The sequence below is a fragment of the Paenibacillus durus genome, assembly GCF_000756615.1.
GTDB classification, from domain to species: Bacteria; Bacillota; Bacilli; order Paenibacillales; family Paenibacillaceae; genus Paenibacillus_AQ; species Paenibacillus_AQ durus.
This window is the reverse complement of sequence record NZ_CP009288.1, coordinates 5,647,709-5,671,366: the sequence shown is the minus strand read 5'-3', so window position 1 is coordinate 5,671,366 and position 23,658 is coordinate 5,647,709. Positions and strand designations below refer to the sequence as shown.

Below are 23,658 nucleotides of genomic sequence, written 5' to 3'. Positions count from 1 at the left end.
GAAAAATAGGTTAATGCCCAGTAAGAAGCGGCCAGACTTGCTTGCCAAGCCGGAACAGAGTATGTATCGGGGCGGCAGTTAGGCCGCCTTTCTTCCTAAATAAACAGCTGAAGGTCGCTCTCCAGCGCGTCTTTCAAATAGGTGGCCGCATCAATAATCTCCACTTCCGGCAGTAGCTCCTCAGGCTTAAAGCCCATAATTTCCACAGACAGCTTGCAGGCGTAGAATTTGATGTTCTTTTTGCGGGCGCCCTTCAAGAAATGAATTAGCTTCGGCGCGCCTTGATCCTCAATCATTTCTTCGAGCATCCATTTTCCAAGCCCGCTGAAATTCATCCGCGACAGCGGAAGCTGCTCCGGTCCTTTGGGCGTCATGACGTCCATCAGCTTTTCATAGATACTCTTGTCCTCGAGCGTCGTTTTTTCGGGGTCCCGCACCAGGAACAGCCCCCAGAACGCGAAGAAGATCGTAACCTCCACCTCGATCTCTCTAGCGCTATTTGCCAGAATCAGACCGGCCATCGCCTTGTCGTATTCGCCGCTGAACATCAGCAGATTCATTTTTTTGTTCACTGCCTTGGCCACCTCCGTGGGAGAATGACCTTAGTATGGGCGGTTAAGGCGAGAGTATCCATTTTTCACAATTTATACAAAGCTCCGTCCGGGAGAATAGTGCAATTTGAAGAACAACGATGAAGATGAGGATGATCGTAAAAGGCCTTTTCTTAAGGAAAGCCATAATCTGCCTCCGATACGAGTAAGTTCAGGCCAGAGAGCATACTCGGATAAAAGTTATTAATCTAGCATGTCATTAGTACAGCGGCAGGTCAATAGGATTTTCGCAGACAAAAAGAAACGGATCTCCGCGTATGCTTTGCTAAGGAGCAGCGCGAACATCCGTTAGACTGGCCATGGGCCTAATAGTTACTTCTTGAATATACGCAGCGGAGCGCCGAGCGGCAGAAACGTGCGTCCGAAGTGAGCGTTCAGGACGGAAGCACCGCAGCCGTAGAGGGAGACGATCCCGATGCCAAGCTCCGAGAAGGCCGCGAGCTTATGAAAGGCTTCCGCAGCGATTTCGAAAGAATCAAAGGTTAAACCGAGAAACAGCAGATCGATCAGCGCAAAGATGATAAGCAGCACTTTATTGGTTTCGGTGGCGCCGATGGTCATAAACAGTGTGAAGATCAGATAGCCGAGGAAGGCGAAGCCGAGCTGCTTCGGATCGACGGCTTCGGCAAGCACAGCACCGAATACGCCAAGCTTGATCAGCCAGCTTCCGGCCATACCGAACCAGAAAAAGGCATAAGCTCCGAAAGCGGTCATGCCGAAGGTATTGTTATGCTTGGCGTCCTGGATGCAGGCGAACAACTGGGCGAATGCACCGAGGAAAATGGCCCACGGAATCACATAGCTCAGGCCGCTGGTGATCTCCAGCTTTTGCGAGGATGCCACAAGGGTGACGATGGCCAGTCCGAACAGACCGATCGCGCTTGGATCGGCGGTGACCCATTGGACAGACTGGGTTGACGAGGTTTGCGCTGACATAAACAATAAAGCCCCCAATACAGTTATAAGTGTTGACTTATACGGAATGGAATCGATTCCGGCACAAGCCAGCCTATCATACCACATCACTTAGGGCTTGCCTATAATGAAGAAGGATGGATTTTATCGAAAAATGCTGGAACTTGTGACATTCGTTTGTATAATTACAATGACAACTATGAACGAATTAAGGCTGGGGTGAGGCAGTGAACGGGAGAAGCTTTTTGGAGTTGGTTGAAATCCGGACAAAAGCGGCGAGTGTGATTCCTTTCATCATGGGCACGCTGTATGCTCTTTACCGGTTCGACAGTTTTTACGCGGGGCGCTTTGCGCTAATGCTGGTATCGCTGCTCTCTTTTGATATGGCGACAACGGCTATCAATAACTATTACGATTTTAAAAAAGCGTCAAGAACGCATGGCTACGGCTATGAAACGCATAATCCCATCGTTCGGCGCAAATTGAAGGAAAGTGCCGTGGTCGGCACGATCATTCTTCTTCTGCTGCTGGCGGCAGGCTGCGGGCTGCTGCTTGTGGCCCGGACGAACCTGCTCCTTTTGGTACTGGGAGGGCTGTCTTTTCTGATTGGCATTTTATACTCGTTCGGGCCGATCCCGATCTCCCGGATGCCGCTTGGGGAACTGTTCTCCGGGCTGTTTATGGGCTTTGTCATCATTTTTATCTCCGCCTTTATCCATACGGACGGGACGCTGGCGCTGCTGACTTTAGAGCGGGGATGGGTTCACGTTCATCTGAACCTTGTGGAAACGATCTACCTGTTCTGGTTCTCGGTACCGGCGATTGTCTGCATTGCGAATATCATGCTGGCGAACAACATCTGCGACATTGAGGAGGATATAGAGAACCGCCGCTATACGCTGCCAGTCCACATCGGCAAAGAGCGCGCGCTCATTCTGTTCAGGCTGCTCTATTATGTGTCTTATGCCGATTTGGCCGCGCTGCTGCTTCTGGGCTTACACCCTCTTTTGGTGCTGCTCCCTCTGCTGACATGGATTCCTCTGCAGCGCAACCTCGCGAAATTTACGGCAAGACAGGAGAAGGCTGCAACCTTTATTCTGTCCGTGCGGAATTTCGTTCTGCTGAATGTCGCGCGCATCGCCGTTCTGGGTACCGCACTGCTTCTTCCGCGATAACAGCACATCCGGTCTCTCTGATGTCCGGTTTAAGCCGAAATGGGGAAGGAGATAGCTTTGCGGCTGGGATATTCTTCAACAATTATGGACATTTTTTGAGCTGAGCGCAAAATGGGCGCAGGTTCCAGTATTTACTTAGACAGTCCACCGGATACAGAGTAGAATTACAGATAGAATAGCTTCTTTGTGAACTTTATATTGTATTTATTAGCATGTATTTCCATATGTCTACTGTCCGAGATTAATCGCGGCTTATGTTCACAGCATGGCAAGATCAGACTATTATTAAACCGGTGAAGAGGTTGACTTATGGATCATATGGGAATCCACAATAACATATGGATTATGCTGCTTTCATTCACACTTTCGATACTTGCGTCCTACTCCGCTTTAAATCTCATCTCTCAAGTTCCATTCTCAACGGCATCGCCCAGGACACGCCGTTTATGGCTTCTGTTAGGAGCCTGCGTGCTTGGAATCGGCATGGTGCCCTTCCTTGTGCAGAGTGATGTAATTCTGCTAATGGGCGTGTCTCTCGTCACACTGATCATGTTCGGAATAACCGGAGGAGCCGTATTCCTGGACCGGCATTTGCTTGAGCGGATGGCCTACCATGATCCATTAACGGGATTACCGAACCGCCACGGACTGGAACGCTACTTTAAAGACCGGTTTCTTCGCGGGCGCTCCGGCGCTGTGTTCTTCATCGACCTTGACCGGTTCAAATCGATTAACGACACGCTCGGCCACGATATTGGCGACATGCTGCTGCAGGAAGTGGCTTCAAGGCTGCTTCAGAGCGTGAGCTCAAAGGGGAAGGTATTCCGTTTGGGCGGAGATGAATTTTTGATTGCTGAGCCCGGCTTTACTCCCGATGAGGCAGCGGAGGAAGCGCAGCGTATTCTCCAAGAGATCAAGAAGTCTTTCCGAATCCAGGACAATGATCTGTATGTCACCGCCAGTGTCGGCATCAGTATGGCGCCGGCGCATGGGAGCGACCGGTCTTCCTTGATGAAGGCAGCGGATACCGCGCTGTACTCATCCAAAGATTCCGGCAAGAATAAATTTAGTATTTTCGACTCCGAGATGAACCGGTACCAATTGCGTCGCATGTCGCTGGAGAAGGACCTCCGCAAGGCGCTTGCGCAATCCGAATTCATGGTCGTGTACCAGCCGAAATGGGATTCGCTGATGAATGTCACGGTGGGGCTGGAGGCGCTGCTTCGCTGGAGGCATCCCGAACATGGCATTATTTCTCCTGCCGAGTTCATACCCATCGCCGAGGAGACGGGACTGATTGTGCCCATTACCTACTGGATGCTGCATGAGGTGTGCAGTCAGAATTTACTCTGGCACAAGGAAGGGGTCGCTTCGGTCGCCGTATCCATCAATATGTCTGCCCGGATGTTCGAGACGGAGGATCTATATGAGGTTGTGGTGGAAGCTCTGACGCGTTCCGGGCTGGACCCGCAATATCTGGAGCTTGAAATTACGGAGTCGATTGCGATGAACAATATGGAAGAGACGGTAGCTCAATTGTCCAAGCTGCGAAGGCTTGGCGTCCGAGTATCGCTTGATGACTTCGGGACAGGCTTCTCTTCACTGGGTAATCTGGATGAAATCCCTGTCAATACGCTCAAGATCGACCAGGTGTTCATAAAGAAGAGCAAGATGCATTCCAAGAAAGCGATCATCAGCAACATTATCGCCATCGCCAGCAACCTTAACATGGACGTTGTTGCCGAGGGCGTGGAAACGCCGGAGCAGATCGAACTGCTGCAGTCGCTGGGCTGCCGGGTCATGCAGGGCTACTATTACGGGCGCCCGATGCCCGTTCACGAGCTGGGGCAGTGGTTTACAGAGAATTCGGCGGCGGTATAAAGAACATATGCTGCAGGTATCAAAGCATTAGTCATACATAATGAGGGCGCCCTAAGGACAGAATGGGGCGCCCTTTCTTGATCGGATGAAGTGCTTTACAGTGTGATGCGAATCATACCGCAGGTGAGCATTGCCTATGCTCAAGGGTAGGGTGTCTTATATTTAGCAAAGAGCGTAATATTTTACCCCGCACTGAAATGCTTATTACAGGCGTACCGGATTTACATTTTATAAATGCATTTGTTAATAAAGGTAATTATCGGGGATACAGTGTAATTTATTTATATATTTAAAATGAATAAAAGGTTGACAATTTGGTATGAAGCGTAATTTTAGCGTTGTCCTTTAGTTCTCCTCGACTATCAATTACCACTTTAAACCAAGTATATAGGAAATAAAAGGATGTTTATCCAATTCGTAAAAGAAGAGTTTAAACAGGCCTAAAGTTAAGCCCCGCCCCGGTTTTCCCCCTTTGAAAGATTCACTTGACGAGCACTGTCCGACCCCCTTTGAAATCGTTTTCCTAAGGTTTGTAGGTGCAAGTTCCCATTGTTCATATCGAATGCTGTTGCTAAGTTGGTAGTAGGCGCCGAAAACCCGGGAGTTTAACTTGATGAAGTGAAACTTTTTAATCTATATCAGAATAAGGAGTGAGATTTAATGCCGCGCAAAAAGCGTATGAAGAAATGGTCACGATTAATGCTGGCAACTACATTTTTAATATCAGGCAATGCCCTAACGCCTTTAGTTTCCGAGGCTGCAGTGCTTGTGGCTCCGCCCGGGGCGCAAGTATGGGAAGGCAAGATGGTCGATGCGAACGGCAACGTGCAGCAAGTGCATGATGAAAGACCTTTGGATAAAAACAATCTGCAAAAGCTGACCGTTCAAGGCGTCGAAAAGCTGGACAACGGCGTGAAACTGAATTTGGGCGAAATGGAATCCTATATCCGCTTGCTGTCTTCCGATATTTCCAAAGTATCGATCGTTAAGAAAGGCGAGAAAGAATTCGCTTCCGTTGGTATCGCGAAAACAGATTGGAAAGCTCCTAAATTTACAGTAACCGAAGATGACAAGAAAATTGTACTCAAGTCCGACAGCTTAACCGTAGACATCAACAAAAGCCCGTTCGGGATCAAATATTTGGATAAAGACGGCAACGTCATCAACGAGGACGCGGAGCAAGGCGTAGGATATGAGAACGGTAAGCCATACGTGTTCAAGAAGACCGAGAAAAACGAAGATTTTTACGGATTCGGACAGAAAACAACCGGCTTGAACCATCGCGGTCAGAAAATCGGAGTATGGAACCGTGAGAATCTGCCGGAACCCATTTCAAAATACACTTTCTCCTCCGTTCCATTCTTTATCGGGTTGAAAGGCGACAAAGCCTACGGTATTTTATTCGATAATACTTACCGTTCTTACTACGACATGGCTGCTGAAAGCGACGATTACTACTACTTCTGGGCCGATGGCGGAAAATTGACTTACTACTTCATCAACGGACCGGAAATGAAAGACATCGTAAACCGCTACACGGATTTGACCGGAAAAATGCAAATGCCGCCGGAATGGGCGATGGGCTTCCATCAATCCGCTTGGGGCTATCACCAAAAGGATATTGAGCAAGTGGCCCAAACCTATCGTCAAAAAAACATTCCGATTGACGGCGTGATGCTGGACATCGAATGGATGGATGACTATAAAAACTTCTATTTTGGCGAAAAATTCCCGGACCCGGACGGCATGAATAAAAAATTGAAAGATGCGGGTTTCCATTATACTTCCATCATCGATCCAGCCATTCGCGTGCCTGACCCGGGACAACCGGAATATATTCCTTATACCGAGGGAACTCAAAAAGATCTTTGGGTTAAAAATCCGGATGGCACCAACTATTTGGGCAAAGTTTGGCCTTGGGGCGTCCCGTCCAAATCCGTCTTCCCTAACTTCATGAAACAAGAAACCCGCGACTGGTGGGCGAAATGGCATAAACCGGTCTTTGATAAAGGCGCAGACGGCATTTGGAACGACATGAACGAACCGGCTAACTTTAGTACGGTAGACTATTGGACGTTGCCGCTGGATCGGATTTTTGAAACGGACAATGGTGAAAAAGTAACGCATGAAGAAGCGCATAACGTTTACGCCCACACTGAGGCTCAAGCTACAGATCAGGCTTTCAAAACGAATAAACCGAACGTTCGTCCGTTTATCTTGACGCGTGCTTCGTTTACAGGTACGCAGCGTTACGCTACCGCAACCTGGACAGGCGATAACTGGAGCAGATGGGAAATGCTTAGAATTTCGATTTTCCAAGACGCTAATGTCGGCTTGACAGGTATGGCGATGGTCGGAAACGATATCGGCGGCTTTGCGAAAAAACCATACGAAGGCGTTGTAGCTACACCTGAATTGTTCGCTCGTTGGGTTCAAGTCGGCGCATTCTATCCGTTCTCCCGCGACCACTATAACAATGACGGTAAGAGCCCGATGGAAACAGACGCGGCTCAAAGCTTGAAATGGGGCAGACAAGAACCATGGCAGTTCGGTAAAGAAGTTGAGGATATCAGCCGCAAGTACATTTCCATGCGCTATGAATTGATGCCTTACCTTTACAACGCGTTCAAAGATGCGCATGAAAAAGGTAATCTCATTTTCCAACCGCTCGTGTACCAGTTCCAGCAGGACCAGAAGACTCATGATATCCAAGACCAATTCATGTTTGGCCAATCTCTGATGATGGCTCCAATCGTATACCAAGGCGCAACGTCCCGTGATGTATACCTGCCTGCCGGTGCGGATTGGGTGGATTACTGGACAGGCCAAGAGTATAAAGGCGGCCAAACGATCCACAAAGACGCCGATCTTGGAACGCTTCCGATCTACGTGAAGCAGGATTCGATTATCCCGCGCCGCGAAGTTCAGCAGCATTCCGGGGAGAAGAAATTGACGAACCTGATTCTGGATTCGTACGTGAAGGACTCGGCTTCCTATAGCTTCTATGAAGATGATGCGAAAACCGAGGATTACACCAGAGGCGAATTTAACATTACCGATTTTAGCGTAGATCAAAAGGGCAACCACATTGAGTTCAGCCAGAACAAACAAACTCAAAACTACGCTTCCGACATTCAGTCCTACACTCTGAAGCTGCATAATGCCACGGCGCCGAAGAAAGTGGAGGCTGCCAATGACAAATATGCGGAAGCAGCCAGCTTGGACGAACTGGGTAAAGCAGCAAACGGCTACTTCTTTGACAGCGCAGAGAAAGTGCTGTATGTAAAAATTCCTGTAAACGAGAGCCACAAAGTTAAGATTTTTAACTAATACGCTTGATGCACAAACGAAGAGGCTGTCCCAAAAGTAAACTCTTAAAGCTTAAAGGGCAATTCTCCTAAAAAAAACAAACCAACAGGCCGGTTAAGGGGTTCATCCTTGACCGGCCTGTTGGCCGTTTGCGTCCATCGTATGCTTCTTCAGCAAGCAAATTGTGGGCAAGCGAAAGCCATCCGACCTCCAGGCTCACTTTCTCCAAGCTTCGAAGCAGAAACCGCCGGAATCCCCGGTTGTTCTTCATTTGCCCAAACACACTTTCTACTTCCGTCATTCGCCGGGGGGAAAGAGCCCGTCCTTCCTCACTCCGCAGCTTCTTCCTGGCCTGCTCCTTGTACCGCAAGTACGCCATACTCACCGGATCTCCCGGTTTCTTTGCGCCTTGATACAGCCACCCTTTAGGGGGCAATCTTCACAGTTTTCACTTCGGTATACTCGCAGCTTCACTTCATATCCGCTATCCATTCTTGCTCCGGCTTTCCCGTTACAAAACCCAGCTTTCGCCCATTTCGGCGATTCAAAAAATTCGGACACAACAGCGATTGGAACAACGATCCGTTCGCGCAGCGTCCATACCGAGTACTCAAGTTGATACTACTCCAACTATAATGCTACATAGAATCTAGACAGCAAAAAAGGAGATTCTTAGTTGTGCCAACATCAAGACGAACATTCACGCCGGAAGAAAAAGCACGAATTGTACTAGAGATTCTAAGAGAAGAAAAGTCCATTTCGCAGCTTGCTTCGGAAGAAGGAATCCATCCTAATGTGTTAAATCGCTGGAAGAATGAAGCGACTCAAAATCTGGCTCAGCTCTTTGTAGACGACCGGAAAGGGATCACGAAGATGAAAAAAGAATACGAGCAGCAGATCGAAGACCTCTACGCCGAAGTGGGTAAACTGACCACCCAATTGTCGTGGCTCAAAAAAAAATCTGGCCGATAATCTCAGCCGTGCCGAACGGTTGCTCCTCGTCGAGTATGGGAACGCTGAACTTTCCATTCAAACGCAGGCGGACTTGCTCAGCCTGAATCGTTCCAGCCTGTATTACAAGCCGGTCCCTCCCTCCCCGGAGGAAATTCGCCTCAAGCACCGGATTGACGAGCTTTACACCCGCCATTCGTTTATGGGTTACCGGACGATTGCGGCCATCATGAACCGGGAAGGGGATGCTATTCATCCCAACACCGTACGGCGGTATATGCGGGAAATGGGGATCATGGCGATCTTCCCCGGTCCTAACCTGAGTAAGCGAGACCTACAGCACCGGATCTACCCGTATCTGCTGCGCAAGCTGTCGATTACAGCGCCGGATCAGGTCTGGAGTGTCGATATTACCTATATCCGCATGAAACAGGGCTGGATGTATCTGTATGCCGTCATGGACTGGTATTCGCGCTTCATTGTGGACTGGCAACTGGATCAAAGTCTGGAAATTGACTTTGTCCTGGAAACCATGAAACGCGCCTTGGCCCGTCGTGTTCCGTCCATCGTGAACAGCGACCAGGGCAGCCACTTCACCAGTCCCAAGTACATTGATCTGCTCAAGGAAAAGGAGATTCGGATCAGCATGGACGGGAAGGGCCGAGCGACAGACAATATTGTCATTGAGCGCTTTTGGCGCAGCCTAAAGTACAACGAAATTTACATCAACGAGTATGGCAGTCCAAGAGAGACCCGGCAGGGTGTAGGAGGATATATCCATTTGCATAATCACTACCTGCCTCATCAGTCCCTGCAAAACCATACGCCGGCTGCTGTGTATAACCAGGAGGTCATGCTTTTATCCACAAGTGATTAAGTGAAGGGAACTTTGTTCCCCTCCCGCGCCTTCGCTTGGGCCTTGTCCTCCACCTACAACAGCTCTACTTTTCACTTTGCACTTTTTTTCACACCTTAAATATATTCAAATCTCTGTCTTGACATCTTGTAGCACCGTAAACAAGGGGTGTCCCAAGCAGCCATTGCATGGCTTTTGGGACACCCCCTCGCTTTTTGCAGATAACCTGCGATTGTACATCTTTTGTTATCTTGAAGCCGCCACTGCATAATATGCCTGATACAATACAGTTTTTTACCCGTCCAATCTCATATGCAGCCAGTACAACCTCAAAATTCCTGCACAATCGTAGGAATTTCCCTGCTGGCATACGCATTCGCTGGAAAAACCTGCACTTTAGTAGTTTTTTTGAAACTCCCACTGTTTGAACATCGGCTTTTCCTCATCCCCGTTCTATTGCGCTCTTGATCCGCTGGACGCCTTCCCTTATCTTTCCTTCATCCAGGTGTCCATAGCCCAGAACAAGCCGGTTTCCTCTAAGGATAGCTGCATAAACCCCCTCCTGTTCAAAAAACTCCGGCAAATTTTCCGGCAGCGGAAAGGAAAATTCCGCCGTCAGATGAAGTCCGGCCGCGCGGCCGCATATGCGGAATCTCCCGCCGAAATGGCGTTCCAGGCTTTCCAGCAACATATCGCGCCGCCGCCGGTACACTTTTTTCATTTTGTAAATATGGGAATACAATCCTTTTTGCTCAATAAATTGCGCCAGCGAAAGCTGCGTAAGCCCCGGTGTCTGGTAATCGGACAACCGTTTCAGACGGACGAAATCTTCAATGAAGGGCAAGGGAAGAACAACGTAGCCGATCCGCAGAGCGGGAAACATCACTTTGCTGAAGGTTCCGATATAGAACACCTTCTCCGGGGCAAGGCTTTGCAGCGAGTGAACGGGAGCGCCGTCGTATCTGAACTCGCTGTCGTAGTCGTCTTCTATGATCCAGCTGCCGGTTTCCCGGGCATAGCGTATAAGCTCAATTCGCCGCTGTATAGGCAGGATGCCTCCCAGCGGAAATTGATGGGACGGCGTAACATAAATCAGCTTGGGCGGGCGCTGCTTCGGCAGACTGCTGGTGACAAGGCCGGAATCATCGACCGGAAGAGTGCGCACCGTAGCGCCCGTGGACGACAAAATGGTTTTCAGCTCGGCATTTGTAGGATCTTCTACCAGAGCCTCATCCCCGGAAGTGAGAAGCAGTCTGGCGGCGAGCTGTATCGCTTGAACGGCTCCACTTGTAATCACCAGCTGCTCGGGTCTGGCGGTTACGCCCCGCGTGTGCGCGAGATAGCCGGACAAGACGGACCTAAGACGCGGTTCGCCGGCGGGGTCCCCATAGCCCAGGGAAGAGTTTGCCGCATCCCGGGAGGCATTCCGCAGTAAATCCCCCCAGGCTTTTCGGGGGAACAGGTCTAGATCAGGCATGCCCGTCTTAAAGGAAATGATCTCGCTGCCCGTTCCCGCTGCCTTGGTTTGCGAACCGGCAGGGAACGGGCTCCCGCTGGCTTCAGGTGAAGACATGGGGGGAGAAAGCGCCTGCGGCATGACCGCACCTTCCGCAACGTACGTACCCGACCCGGAACGTGAGACGATAAAACCTTCCGCCAGCAGCAGCTCATACGCTTCCAGAATGATGTTCCGCGATACAACGAGCTGGGAGGCCAGCTCACGGGTCGAAGGGAGCTTGAGTCCGGCGGTCAGTTCCCCGGAGAGAATCCGGCTGCGCAAGGAAAGATAAACCTGACGGAACATCGGAATGCTCGAATGTTTGTCAACAGTGATCCACATATAGGCTCCTTTCCAAAATGGTACTATAAAAGCTTGGCGAAAATGGCACTACGAAAAACCGCTTTTGACGATTACAGTATATAACAACCAAGACGAAAGCGGTGATGACTTGAAAATAATCAGAAAAATCCCGTTAGCCGCTTATGCGGAACTTTGCGCCGCCGCGATGATTGCCGGCAGCTCCGTCGTTGCCGGCAAAGCGTCAGCTCTGCGGCTTCCGCTGTTTGTATCGCAAACGGCCTGCCTTGCCGTCGCTCTGCTCCTTCTGATTCCGCTCGCGCTGCGGACCCATAAAGGTACCTGGAAAGTAGGCATCCGGGACATGCTGCTGCTATTGGCGCAGGCTTTCTTTGGCATGTTCCTCTTTCGGGTATTCATGCTGTATGGACTCCGGTTCGCTTCCGCCGCCGAGGGCGGGATGATGACAAGCCTTACTCCAGTTGCGGTGGTGCTTCTCTCTTACATTTTGTTGGGGGAAAAAATGACCGCGCGGAGAGGGGGCGGAATCCTCTGCTCACTGGCGGGCATAGCGGTCATCCAGGTCCCTCCCCTGCTCATGTCCGGTGCCGCAGACGGGCCGGCTTCGGTAACCGGTATGCTGCTGCTGTCGGCAGCCGTTGCCGGAGAAGCGGCGCTAACCGTACTTCGGAAAATGCTCTCTCCCCGGATATCATCTCTGCTTGGGGTGGCCTATGTAACATTCTTCGCCTTCTTGATGTTTCTGGCTTGCTCCGTCATAGAGCTGCTTCAATCCGGATTTCCGAAAATAGGAGCGGTGGACGCGGGAATTATTCTGTACTACGGCATCTTTGTTACCGCCCTCGCCTATGTGCTGTGGTTCCGGGGAGTGGCCAAGGTGCCGACGGGTACGGCTGCCGTATTCACGGGCTGCATTCCCGTAAGCGCGCTTTGGCTGTCCTATACAATCCTCGGCGAACCGATTTCCCTTCGCCACCTGGCGGGAACGGCGCTGGTATTTGCCGGAATTCTGCTTGTTTCAGGCGCGCCGGAAAGGCGGAGCGAACCCCGTTCTACAGCGGCGTAAGATTATTTTGCTAATGAAAAAAGCCAGGCAGGCCGGATTGTTCCGGCCTGCCTGGCTGCTGTATTTATGTACCTAGTATCAATATGTCTGTCTCTATGCCACTTTGAATTGCTCTACAAGCCGCTGCAGCTTGTCCGCCAAGGAAGAGAGGAAAGCGGAGGAAGCTTCGACTTCCTGCATTGCGGCGAGCTGCTGCTGCGAAGCGGCCGACAAGCTTTCCGCGTTGGCTGCGGTCTGGTTGGATACGCTGACGGTGCTCTGGATCGCTTCAACCATTCCGTCCGCGATTTCGGCTAGCTGCCGCATCGTTTCGGAGACTTCCTGGCTTTGCGCCGCCATGCCGGATACGGAGCCTTCAATCTCCGAGAAGGCCTGTCCGGCATTGGTCACCATCAATGTCCCCTGGTGCATTTCCACAGTCGAACGGTCCATTGTCTCTCCGGCCAGATCCATTTGAGCGACAATCAGGCTCAGCAGTTCGCCGATTTGTCTGGCGGAATCGCCCGACCGCTCGGCCAGCTTGCGGACGGAATTGGCGACGACGGCGAAGCCGCGGCCTTCTTCTCCAGCCCGGGCCGCCTCGATAGCCGCGTTCAGCGCCAGCAGATTCGTCTCCGCTGCAATGCTCGCGATCGTACCGACGATGCTCTCGATTTCCTTGGAATGGCCGGCCAGTGTATGAATGATGCCGGACAGATCTTCGATGCTTCCGCTCATGATCTTCATCTGCCGGGTCGTGGAATCCATGGAATCCCTTCCGGTTCGGGCCTTGTCGGCTCCCTTGACGGCGTCGTTCATGGCGTTGTCGGCGTTTTGCGCGATTTCGGTAATGAACCTGGACATTTCCTGTACCGCCTGGTAGCTGCTTTCTAAGTGCCGAAGCTGCACTTGCGCACCTTCGGAAAGCTCGATGGTTACACCGACGGTATGCTCACCGGTCCGGTTCGTCTCTTGTGCGCTTGCCGACAGCTCCTGGGAAGAAGAAGCAACCTGCAGAGAGGTTTCGTTCACTTCAGTAATGAGCTTGCTCAGGTTGCCGGTCATTTCATTAAAATCCCGGGTCAGCGTACCGATTTCATCTTTGCTGTTATTTGCCGGGAGTTCTTGTGTAAGATTACCGTGGGCAACCTGATTGACGGCGAGGGATAGCTTGGACAGCGGGCTGACCATACGGCGGATAAGAACATAGGCAATCAGGATAGCGGCAACAAGGATGGATGCGCCGATGATAAAAGGCTTAATAATAATATCAAGCGTTCTCTCTTGAACTAGAGGACCGTCAAAATTGATGGCCATCAGGGCGACAATCGGTTTGGTTGGATCATTTTCTTGGTAGATGGGACCATAGCCGGTTTTTAAAGAAGTTCCTTGATAGGTGTACACCTTGGAGTAAGTGGAGTGCTTCATTTTAGTAATCATGGCCTTATCTTCGTCGCTGAAATAGAAGGAATCTCCCGCTTTGTATCCTCTGGCTTTCATATTCATATCGGCGGCAAGAATTTTTCCGTCCAGCGATAGAATAAAGGCTTCCTTAAAAATCGGTTTATGGGCTATGATCCAGCCGATCTTGTCCTCAATTTCGCTAAGATTGCTTGTGTCGCCTGCGGCCAGAGCACTAATCTGCTTGGGATCCACCAGTCCGGTAGTAATATTGGCACAGCCTACAAGTTCGAGGCCCGCAGCTTCATCCAACTGGTCATAGGCGGCGCGATAGCCGAAGAACCCGATGGAGGACCCCACGAGCAGAAGCACAAGCAGCATCATCCAGGTTAATTTTGTTGCCAATTTCATAATATTCCCCCATTTATATAGACAAATTATGTAGACAGTATTAATGGATTATATCAGATTAGAGGTTTGCTTGGCTGTACCTTATGATGTTCTTCCTCTTATCATAGTTTAACGGTTGCTCTTTCATGAAAATTTAGTGGAAATAATAGACTTTTTCATAATGTTTATTAAGAATAGTTGTGACTTTAGTCACGTGATCGATTTGTACTACTAGTCTCTCAAATCTAATAGTATAGATTGGTTGGCCCGCAACCTCGACATCCTGGATGACCGGGAAAAAGAAGTCGTGGGCGGCCGCTTCGGCTGGACACGGGAAGATAAGAGTTCGCATTCAGGGATGCGGGCTCTTTTTCTCTTAAATAAGCCGAATAGGTCTGATTATCCACGCAGCATCGTACAACTTCTTAATTTTCCTTTAAATTCCTCCGAAATCTGCTAAAATAGGATCATGGTAATGAACCATAAGTAATAAATAAAGAATCGATGAAATGAAAAGGCAAACCCATCGTAAGGTGGGGACGCAAAGTCATGGGTCCTGAAGAAGGATTGCCAGACCGCCAAAATATCGATCGGCGTGAGATAACCTGCGGCCGAACGCTTACATTGGCGTTGCGGTTTTTTTGTTTTTTCGAAAGACACGGGGTGGAGTAATGGGAAAGAGCAGATGGAAGAAGAGTATTGCAGGTTTGCTGATCTTGGCCTTGTTGGCCAGTCTGGCGCCTGCCGAGGTTCTGGCCGAAGCCGGCGCACAAGCACAATTGGGAGGAACGGCTGCCGCGCTGGAATCCAGTTCGGCGGATGCGGTGGATGAGGCCTGGGAGAACGGCCCTGATTTAACAGAAACGCCGCAGTTCTACAGTTTTGATGGTGATCAGATTCTGGAGGAGATGCCTGAAATTGGCGAGCAGAATGGCGGCTCCGGGGGCTCCAATCTTCAAATGTCAGAGTCGGTGCCTGTTTTCCCTGCGGATAGCGGGCAGATGACCCTGAAGTGGACGGATACTCTGAGTAATTGGATAGGTTCCCAGGAAGGGGAAGCGATAAACGCTCCTTCCGGCTACACGGTGACCGTAGATGTCAAGGACATAAGGAGCGGTCAAGTGTACAAGCTGGTGGACGAACGTGTGGACGTATCCGGCTTAAACCCATTCGTCTGGAACGGGAAAGATGCGGACGGTCATTCTCTGCCGGACGGCATCTATTACTGGCGCCTTTCAGCCATGCCGATGCAGGTTTCCTTTGAGCTGCCTCCTGAGGAGGAAGGCGGAGAACCGGTGATTAGGGAAATCAGCGCGCCTGCTTATTCGACGGAGTACCAAAGGGTAATGCTAGACCGGACGGGCCCCGAAATCATCGGTATCCATCCGCTGGGTGGCAGCCGTCTGGCCGTTGAGACTCGCGATCTGGTCGTCGGGTTGAAAAATATAACCGTACAAGGTTCCCAGCAGGAGACGAAGGAATGGACGACTTCCCCGCTTCGTGCGGCGCTCTCGGTTCAGCCGGGAGATTCGGAAACGATTCGCATAACGGCAGAGGATATCGCAGGGAATAGGACGGAAGAGACACTGCCGCTGTACCCGTTTATCCCGGGGACCGGACTCGAGGATTACGTACCGAATGCAGCAGCGTCTGTGGCGGATCAAGAGGTGCGGATTAACCTTGCGACAGGCAACGGTACGGAGACCTTCCAGGGGTTCACCCAGCAGAGTCCGGGGATTAATCTGGATGTCAATTTTACGTATAATCACCAGAACCGGATTAAAGGGCTGCTCGGCTATGGATGGACCTTCAATCTGGATTCCAGGCTTACGAAATGGAAAGACGATAACATCACCTGGCAGGGCTTCGACGGAACACTCTACTGGTTTAAGCCGGAGAACGGCGGGTATGCGACGTATGTGAATGGGCAGAAGCAATATTACCCGAAAATGTCGCTGGACCCTAATGAAGATAATCCTGACGACAGAAACGCTTTCGTTATGGAGTGGCCGGATCAGCTTCGCTACCGTTTCAAGAACGACGGACGATTTTGGCTGATTCAGGACCGAAGCTTGAACGAGGTTTATTTCAGTTGGTCGCGTTGGCACACGGATCACGGTTATGATAACCGGATCGAGAGCATTAGAGACACGAATGGTCATTTGGTGCAATTCCAGTACCAGCCGAATACGGGGGACCTGCAATCGACGGTCATGACGGAACTCGACGGACAAGGAAACATCGAGGGCACGAAGAAAAAGTTCTTTTTCATATATAATTCGGACGGCGAATTTGTAGGCTATCGTGATCCGTCCCAAAAAATCATCCGGTTCGTCTACGACGATCTGCACAGGGTCAGCCAGGTAATCGACAATGGCAGTAACGATCGGACAGCAAGCGGCATTACGCCGGAGTCGGTGGTAACAGACTGGAAATATGATGCTAAGAACCGCGTGACCCGGATGGGCATGAATCGCAAGCAGGACGCTAAGGAAGAATATCTGGCCGTACAGTATGGAGAGAGTGAAGCAAAGGTCGAACATCCGCTTGGCGCTTATACGCTGCGCTGGAATAATGCGTACCGGTTAACAGAAAGGGAAGAAACCGTCAAGACGGAAAACGGCGACGAGCAGGCGGTAACCGCTTATCAATACAGCGCCAATAACCTGGTCAGTGAGACCGGACCGCTCGAAGGCGTTCAGAGGTACCGGTATAACGACAAGGATCAAGTTGTCGCCCAGCAAAGCCCTTCGGGCCGTATTGTACATTACGAATATGACGCCCAGCAGGATTTGATTCGGGAGACGGGACCGCTGGGCCACAATATGGCTTATACCTACGTGAAGAATGGCCGTAAAATCGTCAGCCAAACGACGACCGTTTCGGCCGTTGATCCCGCAGGGGTTAACGAGGCTCAGACCATTGTCTCCAAAGAGGAATACAATGCCAAGGGACTGTTGTCTAAACGTACAGATGGCGCCGGCAATGTCTTCCTGTATACGTATGACGAGAACGGATTTCTTGCCTCAGACGGAACGGACGTATCCTATGTTAACGACTTGAACGGCAATCATATAAAAACCATTACCGATGCCGGTACGGCGGATGCTGCGGCGACGGTCTCGGCCTTCAATGATGTCGGATGGGTGACGCACCGCGAGAGTCCGAATGGACTGGTTGAGGACTTTCAATATGATGCATGGGGCCGCGTGAAACGGCAGGTACAGAAGGACAAGAACGATGAGGCCAAAGAAATTGTACGTACCTACCGCTATGACGACGGAGGGCATTTGACGGAAGAGTCCGACGGATTGACCAAGACGACCTATGTCTTGGACGGAGCGGGCAATGTCGTATCCCAAACGACGGTTCCTCTTGAAAATGGGACCGGGGGCAAGCTCGAAGAAGCCTTCGAGTACGACAGCCGGGGGCTGGTGCTGAAGCATACGGATGCTCATGGCGAAACAACGGAAACCTTGTATGACAAAGCCGGAAATCCGGTGAAGACCGTGGTCATGCCGGGCGGAATCACCACAAAATTCGAGTACGACAGTGCAGGAAGGCAGTTTGCGGTTGTTGAACCCGACGGCGGGCGGACGGAGTTCGGTTATGATGCATGGGATCGGGTAACCAAGCAGACCGCGCTTGTCAAGCCGGTCGTCCCAACAGGCATTTCCGTCAGCTTTAGTTCGGATACGCTAAGCGAAGCGGTGACAACGAGCCGCTATGACAGTGCCGGCCGGCTGATTGAAGTGAAAGAGCCGAACGGGTCCTGGACGCGGTACGTCTATGACGGCAATGACCGTATCACCCAGAAGGCGACAGGCGGGCGCGCTCCGGAATGGAACGGGATATCGCTTGCTTCGGGAGAGACGGATAGCCTTTACGCGGGAAATGAATGGCTCAGTATTCAGCATACAGCCTATGACAAGCTGGGACGCAAGCTTAGCGAGACCGACGGCAATGGAAATAAAGTGGAGTATGCTTATACGGGACGGACCGTAGAGACACGGACACCGGCGCTGAACGAGAGCGGTCAGGAGGCCGTCTATTCCAGTAAGCAATCCTATGATCCGTCGGGCCAGGTGATCCGGACCGTCTCTAGCTCGGGGGATGTATCCTCTATAAAGTATGATGCTTTTGGAAACGAAGTCGAATCCGTTGGCGAGGGAGGACAGCGGACGATAACGAAGTCGGATGCATATGGGAGGGTATCCGAAAGGATTGAAGACGTCGACCCTTCCGGAAGCACGCAGACCCTACGTTACACAACCGACGCGTGGGGTCATGTCAAGGAGGAACAGCGCCAGCTTAACGGGAGCGAGTGGGCGAAGACGTCATACCGGTATTCACCGGATGGTCTATTGGAGGAAGAGACGTCCGCTTCAGGCCTGGTAACCGCTTATCTCTACAATGAGCATGGTCAACTGCTACAAGCTGCCGAACGGAACAAAGCGGGCGAACAAGTGACCGAACGAATGACGAAATATGAGTATAATAATATGGGCCGGCAGGTTCGGACGGTACAACCGGACGGAAGCAGCCAGTTATCTGTATTTGATACTGCCGGAAACGAGCTGCTCTCGTTCGACGGCTTGAATAACATTACGTCCTACCGGTACGATGAGGCCGGTCAGCCGACTGAAATCGCAAACTACAAGCAGGGGACGACCGATTTAAGTCAAGAGAATATCTCTGCTCTTACCAGTTATGTATACGACGGTGCGGGCAATGCGGTACTGGAGAAAGATCCGAACGGGAATGTGAGCCGTTCCGTGTTCGATGCCGCCGGGAACTTGACCGGCAGTATTCATTATGAGAATCCGTCGATGACAGGTGAACGTATCGAAGAACGCTATGCGTACGACCCGAGAGGGCTGTTGATCTTGTCCACCGACGGGAATGGACATTCCACCGTGTACAATTATGATTCCGAGGGACAGCAGACGAAGACGGTCGATCCGGCAGGTCATTGGGTCAAACAGGAATATAACAAGGCAGGCTTTGTTACGGCGGAACGAAGACCTTATGGGCGCGATACGGAATGGCTGTACGATTATCGGGGGAACATGCTGCAGGAAAAGGATGCCCTTGGTAAGATTCAATCTTTCAAGCTGGATGTAGATGGCCGGCCGGAAACCGTGGTGAACCGTACCGGGGATACGGACAAGTACGCCTTTGACACGTCCGGACGCACGATCCGTGAGGAAAAAGCGGATGGAGGCGTTTTTGCCTACCGTTACGATACAGCCGGCAATATGCTGGAAGAAGTTCGGCCCGTCTATGGCTCAGTCCGTTACAATTACGACCTTCAGGACAGCCTGTCTTCCGTTTTGGAGAAGCAGTCTTCCGGGGCTGAACTGAAGACCGAGTATACCTATGATGCCGAACTGAACCGGACCTCGCAAAAGGACGGCAATGACCAGAAGACCGCTTATAACTATGATGAGCTTGGCCGCCGGCTTCAGAAAGTCGTTGAGCGTTCGGAAACGGGACAAGACGTGTTTGAGTACCAGTACGATGCCAACGGAAATCTGGTGCTTGAGAAGAAGCCGGGCGGCTTGACGATAAAGTATAAGTACGACTTCATGAACCGCAAAGTTCTTGAGGAATACAGCGATGGAACCTGGTATAAGTACACGTATGATAAAGCAGGCAACCTGCTAAGCAAATCGAGCGCAGAAGGAACGATAACTTACGCTTACTATAACAACAACCAGTTGAAGCAGGTCACTTATTCTAACGGTGATACGGTTCTCTATGAGTACGATCAGAACGGGGATAAGACTGCGGAGACGGTAAACGGCAGCCGGACGGCATATGTCCTCGATGCGAACGGCCGCCCAACGGGATATACCGACAGCAAAGGCTTCGAGTATGAGTATGTTTATGACGCCGACGGATATGTCAAAGCGATAAAATATCCGAACGGAACCGTCACTGCCCTGGATTACACCGCGGGACATCTGGTGGATTCGCTGAAGACGACCGGAGCTGGACAGGATCTTCATGCCGCCGCCTATACTCATAATGCCCGTGAGTTTATTACCGGTGTCCAGGAGCAGGGGAAGACAACAGGCTATACGTATAATGACCGTGAGCAGCTTAGCCGCATACAGACGGCTGAAGGCGACATGATGGAATACGAGTATGATGGCGCCGGGAACCGGACGGTACGCAAAACCGTCATTCAGGGAACAATCGCGGACAACGGACAAGTCATCACGACGGAAGAGCTGGTAGCGAAGGTGCTTGAATCCTATGGGATGAAGCCTCAGAAAGAAACTTCGAACCCGACCGATCCCGGAGATATCGAGCCCTGTACGATAGACGGTAATGGTAATGGTAACGGCAATGGGAACGGAAACGGCAATGGTAATGGCAACGGTAATGGTAATGGAAATGGAAATGGAAAAGATACCGGCAGCGCTGCCAGCAATACGAGCTACAACGGAAAAGTAAGCGATATGGAGATACCGAAATTGTCGGCCGTCGTCTATTCAGCGAAATCTCCAGTAGTCGCCGGAATGGTAAACACCGATAATGGCGGAGGTAACGGGAACTCCGATCCGGGTAATGGCAACGGTAACGGCAATGGTAATGACAACGGTAACGGCAATGGTAATGACAACGGTGGTGGTAATGGAAACGGTAATGGTAATGACAACGGTGGTGGTAATGGAAACGGTAATGGTAATGACAACGGTGGTGGAAATGGCAACGGTAATGGTAACGGCAATGGCAATGGCAACGGAAACGGAAACGGCAATGGTAATGGCAATGGAAATGGAAATGGTAATGGAAAAGGTAATGGCAATGGTAACGGAAATGGTAAGGATAAGGATAAGGGCTCTGACGCAGGCGGTGCTGGCTGCGGCAAAGGCTGGATAAAAGCGCTCGAGAAAGGGAACGGCAAGAAGCTCGGCCTATATAAGAAACTAGGTAGGCAGTTTGGTTCAGGCGTGGGATCAGGAGAGGGATCAGTCGAGGGAATAGACAGCTTATTCGAAACCGGCCAAATCGAACACATCCTGGCCGCGATCGACAACATCGTCAACGGCGAAGTCAACCTGCCGCCGGGCGGACATGATAAGCTGTTCGAACGCATTCGCGAAGTCGGAAAAGGATATACGGTCATCGGAACGAAATATTCGTACAATACCCGGAATCAGCTGGTTCACCGGGAAGACCTGATCCGGTATGAGGAATACGATTACTCGTACGACGATGCCGGAAATCTGCTCAACGACGCCCGCAGCAAATATGAGTGGAATGCGCGCGGACAGCTGACCAGGGTCACCTTCCCGGACGGGTTCGGCGAGAAGTATGCCTATGATATGCTGGGACGGAGAGTCAGCAAGACCCGATTTAATCATACGGGCGAAACGCAGGAAGTAACGAACTACGTCTATAAAGGCGATACTTGGGTCATCACCGAGGAACGGGATGGAGCCGGCGGGGTCACGAAGTCGTATTCATACGATACGAACGAGCGGCCGCTGACGATTACGTACAAGGGACAGACCTATTGGTACGTATACAACGGCCACGGGGATGTCGTCGCGCTGACGGATGCCGAGGGCAAAGTAGCGGCCCGCTACGAATATGATGCCTGGGGTCTGGTGACCGGCATGTACAATCGGTATGGCGAGCGTGTGCGTGAAGGTATTGGCTGGATGGGGGATCTCGGAAGCGGCAACGGCAGCCCGGGCTCCTTGCAGGGACCGGAAGACGAGAGCGGCAACACCGAGCCGGACTACCATCCCGGCAACGGCAACGCCAATGGAAAGGCTAATGGCAAGGCCAATAGCGAGCCAAGCGAGGAACAGACCGTAACCGGCGATTCGGCAGCGGCGGAAGAAACGGTTACCGCCACCTCTGCAGGAATCACCGACCTCGTAACGGAGGAAGCGGAGCCAACTGAGGATATCACAACGGAGCTGGTGAAGGAAAACCCATACCGCTATGCCGCCTATTACTGGGATCGGAAGACGCAGTACTACTACCTGCAAGCCCGCTACTACGACCCGCGCCAGGCCCGGTTTATATCGGAGGATACGGTAGAAGGGGAGATCGAGGCCCCGCCTACGCTGAATTTGTATGCGTACGTGATGAATAATCCGCTGATGTACACGGACCCGACGGGACATATTGCCTGGTATCAATACGACGACTTGGGTCGCGGGGTGTATGATTCTATGAAGGGAATGGTCACCGGACTGCTGTCCCCAAGTACGTACAAAGGATTATATCAGCTGGGCAAAGCCATTTATAAAAAGGAAATCTCTTTTACAGAGCTGGGCAAATCCGTCGTCGATTCGGCAGTTGGACCGTATAGATACCTGGCGTTAAACACGGGTAAAGTATTCGGTGGAAAACCAAGCAACAGGCAGGTCCGAACCTATGGAGAAAACCTGGGAGAGGTGCTAATCTCCTTTGCCGGAAGCGCCAAAGCGATGGGCCTGATTGGAAAAGTCGCTCCTGCATTAGCAAAAAAGCTGAAGCATATTAAGATCAAACGGCCTTCTGCGGGAGAAAAAATCGGCTCTAAGAAGACAGGTAAAGCCTTAAAATCATGTAACTGTTTTGTTGCAGGGACAAAGGTTCAAACAGACGAAGGGGAAAAACCTATCGAGGAAATCGAGGTAGGGGATAAGGTTCTCTCTAAGGATGAAGTAACAGGCGAGGTAGCGTATAAAGAAGTAACGGCAACGTTCAATCATGAGTCGGATGAGATTTATAAAATCCATGTGGGCGACCAAGTTATAGAATCGACCTATAATCATCCGTTTTGGGTGGAGGGCAAGGGATGGACCTTCGTCAAAGACCTCAAACCTAGAGACTTGCTTGTTCAGAGCGATGGGCATACACTCAAGATAGACAGCATTGAGGTAGAGCGCAAGCACGTCACGGTCTACAACATGACAGTGGATGAGTTCCATACGTACTTCGTTAGTGGCCTTGGGATATGGGTGCATAATACAAAATGTAGTAATAATAAACTTTCTAGTCCAAATCCTTTACCAAAAACAATTCGGAAACAATATGAAGAAATTACTTTGGGCAGGGGAACGCCTAGGATTGATCCTGCGACTGGTAAACAAAAGGTATTTAATGCAAAAGAATTAAAAAATAAATCGGGTGGTGGAAAGAATATATGGGCTGGTTCGTTAGAATATGACGTACCAGGAACAAACCATAGAATATTAAAAAGACCAGACGGGAAACTTGGTTACGTGTTAAATCATGACTATTCACAACCTAAATTATTTCCAGGACCGTGGTATCCTGAAGGTGGAAAATAA

At 50.9% G+C, this 23,658-nt stretch carries 10 protein-coding genes, 2 pseudogenes and 1 riboswitch; of the genes and pseudogenes, 7 read left to right on the top strand and 5 right to left on the bottom strand.

Features of this window, described 5'->3' with window-relative positions; genetic code table 11:
• Window positions 1–95: 95 nt before the first annotated feature.
• Together PDUR_RS25020 and PDUR_RS25015 are read right to left on the bottom strand one after the other, a co-directional pair.
• Window positions 96–572, bottom strand: coding sequence for a DsrE/DsrF/DrsH-like family protein (locus PDUR_RS25020; RefSeq protein ID WP_042208641.1), 477 nt, complete (start codon window positions 570–572; stop codon window positions 96–98).
• Between the two features lie 351 nt (window positions 573–923).
• On the bottom strand, window positions 924–1,547 hold the full coding sequence (locus PDUR_RS25015; protein ID WP_042208640.1) for an acetate uptake transporter: 624 nt from the start codon (window positions 1,545–1,547) through the stop codon (window positions 924–926).
• Between the two features lie 206 nt (window positions 1,548–1,753).
• Here PDUR_RS25015 and PDUR_RS25010 point away from each other — a divergent pair, with 206 nt between their 5' ends.
• From PDUR_RS25010 to PDUR_RS25000, 3 genes are all read left to right on the top strand, one after another.
• Window positions 1,754–2,701, top strand: a complete 948-nt coding sequence (locus tag PDUR_RS25010; protein WP_042208639.1) for a 1,4-dihydroxy-2-naphthoate polyprenyltransferase — start codon at window positions 1,754–1,756, stop codon at window positions 2,699–2,701.
• 309 nt (window positions 2,702–3,010) lie between these two features.
• Complete coding sequence (locus PDUR_RS25005) at window positions 3,011–4,582, top strand: putative bifunctional diguanylate cyclase/phosphodiesterase (RefSeq protein WP_042208638.1); 1,572 nt, start codon at window positions 3,011–3,013, stop codon at window positions 4,580–4,582.
• Between the two features lie 660 nt (window positions 4,583–5,242).
• The gene (locus PDUR_RS25000; RefSeq protein ID WP_052410394.1) at window positions 5,243–7,912 is read left to right on the top strand and encodes a glycoside hydrolase family 31 protein; all 2,670 of its coding nucleotides are present in this window, start codon (window positions 5,243–5,245) and stop codon (window positions 7,910–7,912) included.
• 67 nt (window positions 7,913–7,979) lie between these two features.
• Here the strand turns inward: PDUR_RS25000 and PDUR_RS24995 are convergent.
• Window positions 7,980–8,380 (bottom strand): annotated as a pseudogene (locus PDUR_RS24995) (transposase); the annotation flags it as partial.
• A 189-nt stretch (window positions 8,381–8,569) separates the two neighbouring features.
• Here PDUR_RS24995 and PDUR_RS24985 point away from each other — a divergent pair.
• Window positions 8,570–9,719 (top strand): IS3 family transposase gene (locus tag PDUR_RS24985; RefSeq protein ID WP_156130616.1). Its coding sequence is split into 2 segments (ribosomal slippage): window positions 8,570–8,844 and window positions 8,843–9,719, totalling 1,152 coding nucleotides; the frame shifts between segments, so codons are not numbered across the junction.
• A gap of 421 nt (window positions 9,720–10,140) precedes the next feature.
• Here the strand turns inward: PDUR_RS24985 and pdxR are convergent.
• Window positions 10,141–11,538: a MocR-like pyridoxine biosynthesis transcription factor PdxR gene (gene pdxR / locus PDUR_RS24980; protein ID WP_042208636.1), complete on the bottom strand. Its 1,398-nt coding sequence runs from the start codon at window positions 11,536–11,538 to the stop codon at window positions 10,141–10,143.
• 109 nt (window positions 11,539–11,647) lie between these two features.
• Here pdxR and PDUR_RS24975 point away from each other — a divergent pair, with 109 nt between their 5' ends.
• Window positions 11,648–12,583 (top strand): DMT family transporter, encoded by a 936-nt coding sequence (locus PDUR_RS24975; protein ID WP_233277430.1) that lies wholly within the window; start codon window positions 11,648–11,650, stop codon window positions 12,581–12,583.
• Between the two features lie 93 nt (window positions 12,584–12,676).
• On the opposite strand, the gene PDUR_RS24970 is transcribed toward PDUR_RS24975, so the two are convergent.
• Window positions 12,677–14,374 carry a methyl-accepting chemotaxis protein gene (locus tag PDUR_RS24970; protein WP_042208635.1) on the bottom strand — a complete coding sequence of 566 codons (1,698 nt, stop codon included), beginning with the start codon at window positions 14,372–14,374 and terminating at the stop codon, window positions 12,677–12,679.
• 485 nt (window positions 14,375–14,859) lie between these two features.
• Window positions 14,860–14,936, top strand: a riboswitch (cyclic di-GMP riboswitch).
• An 88-nt stretch (window positions 14,937–15,024) separates the two neighbouring features.
• On the opposite strand from PDUR_RS24970, the pseudogene PDUR_RS30405 reads away from it, so the two are divergent.
• Both PDUR_RS30405 and PDUR_RS24960 read left to right on the top strand, forming a co-directional pair.
• Window positions 15,025–16,224: pseudogene (locus PDUR_RS30405) on the top strand (DUF6531 domain-containing protein); the annotation flags it as partial.
• Window positions 16,225–16,302: 78 nt separating this feature from the next.
• Window positions 16,303–23,658, top strand: a complete 7,356-nt coding sequence (locus tag PDUR_RS24960; protein ID WP_456238437.1) for a polymorphic toxin-type HINT domain-containing protein — start codon at window positions 16,303–16,305, stop codon at window positions 23,656–23,658.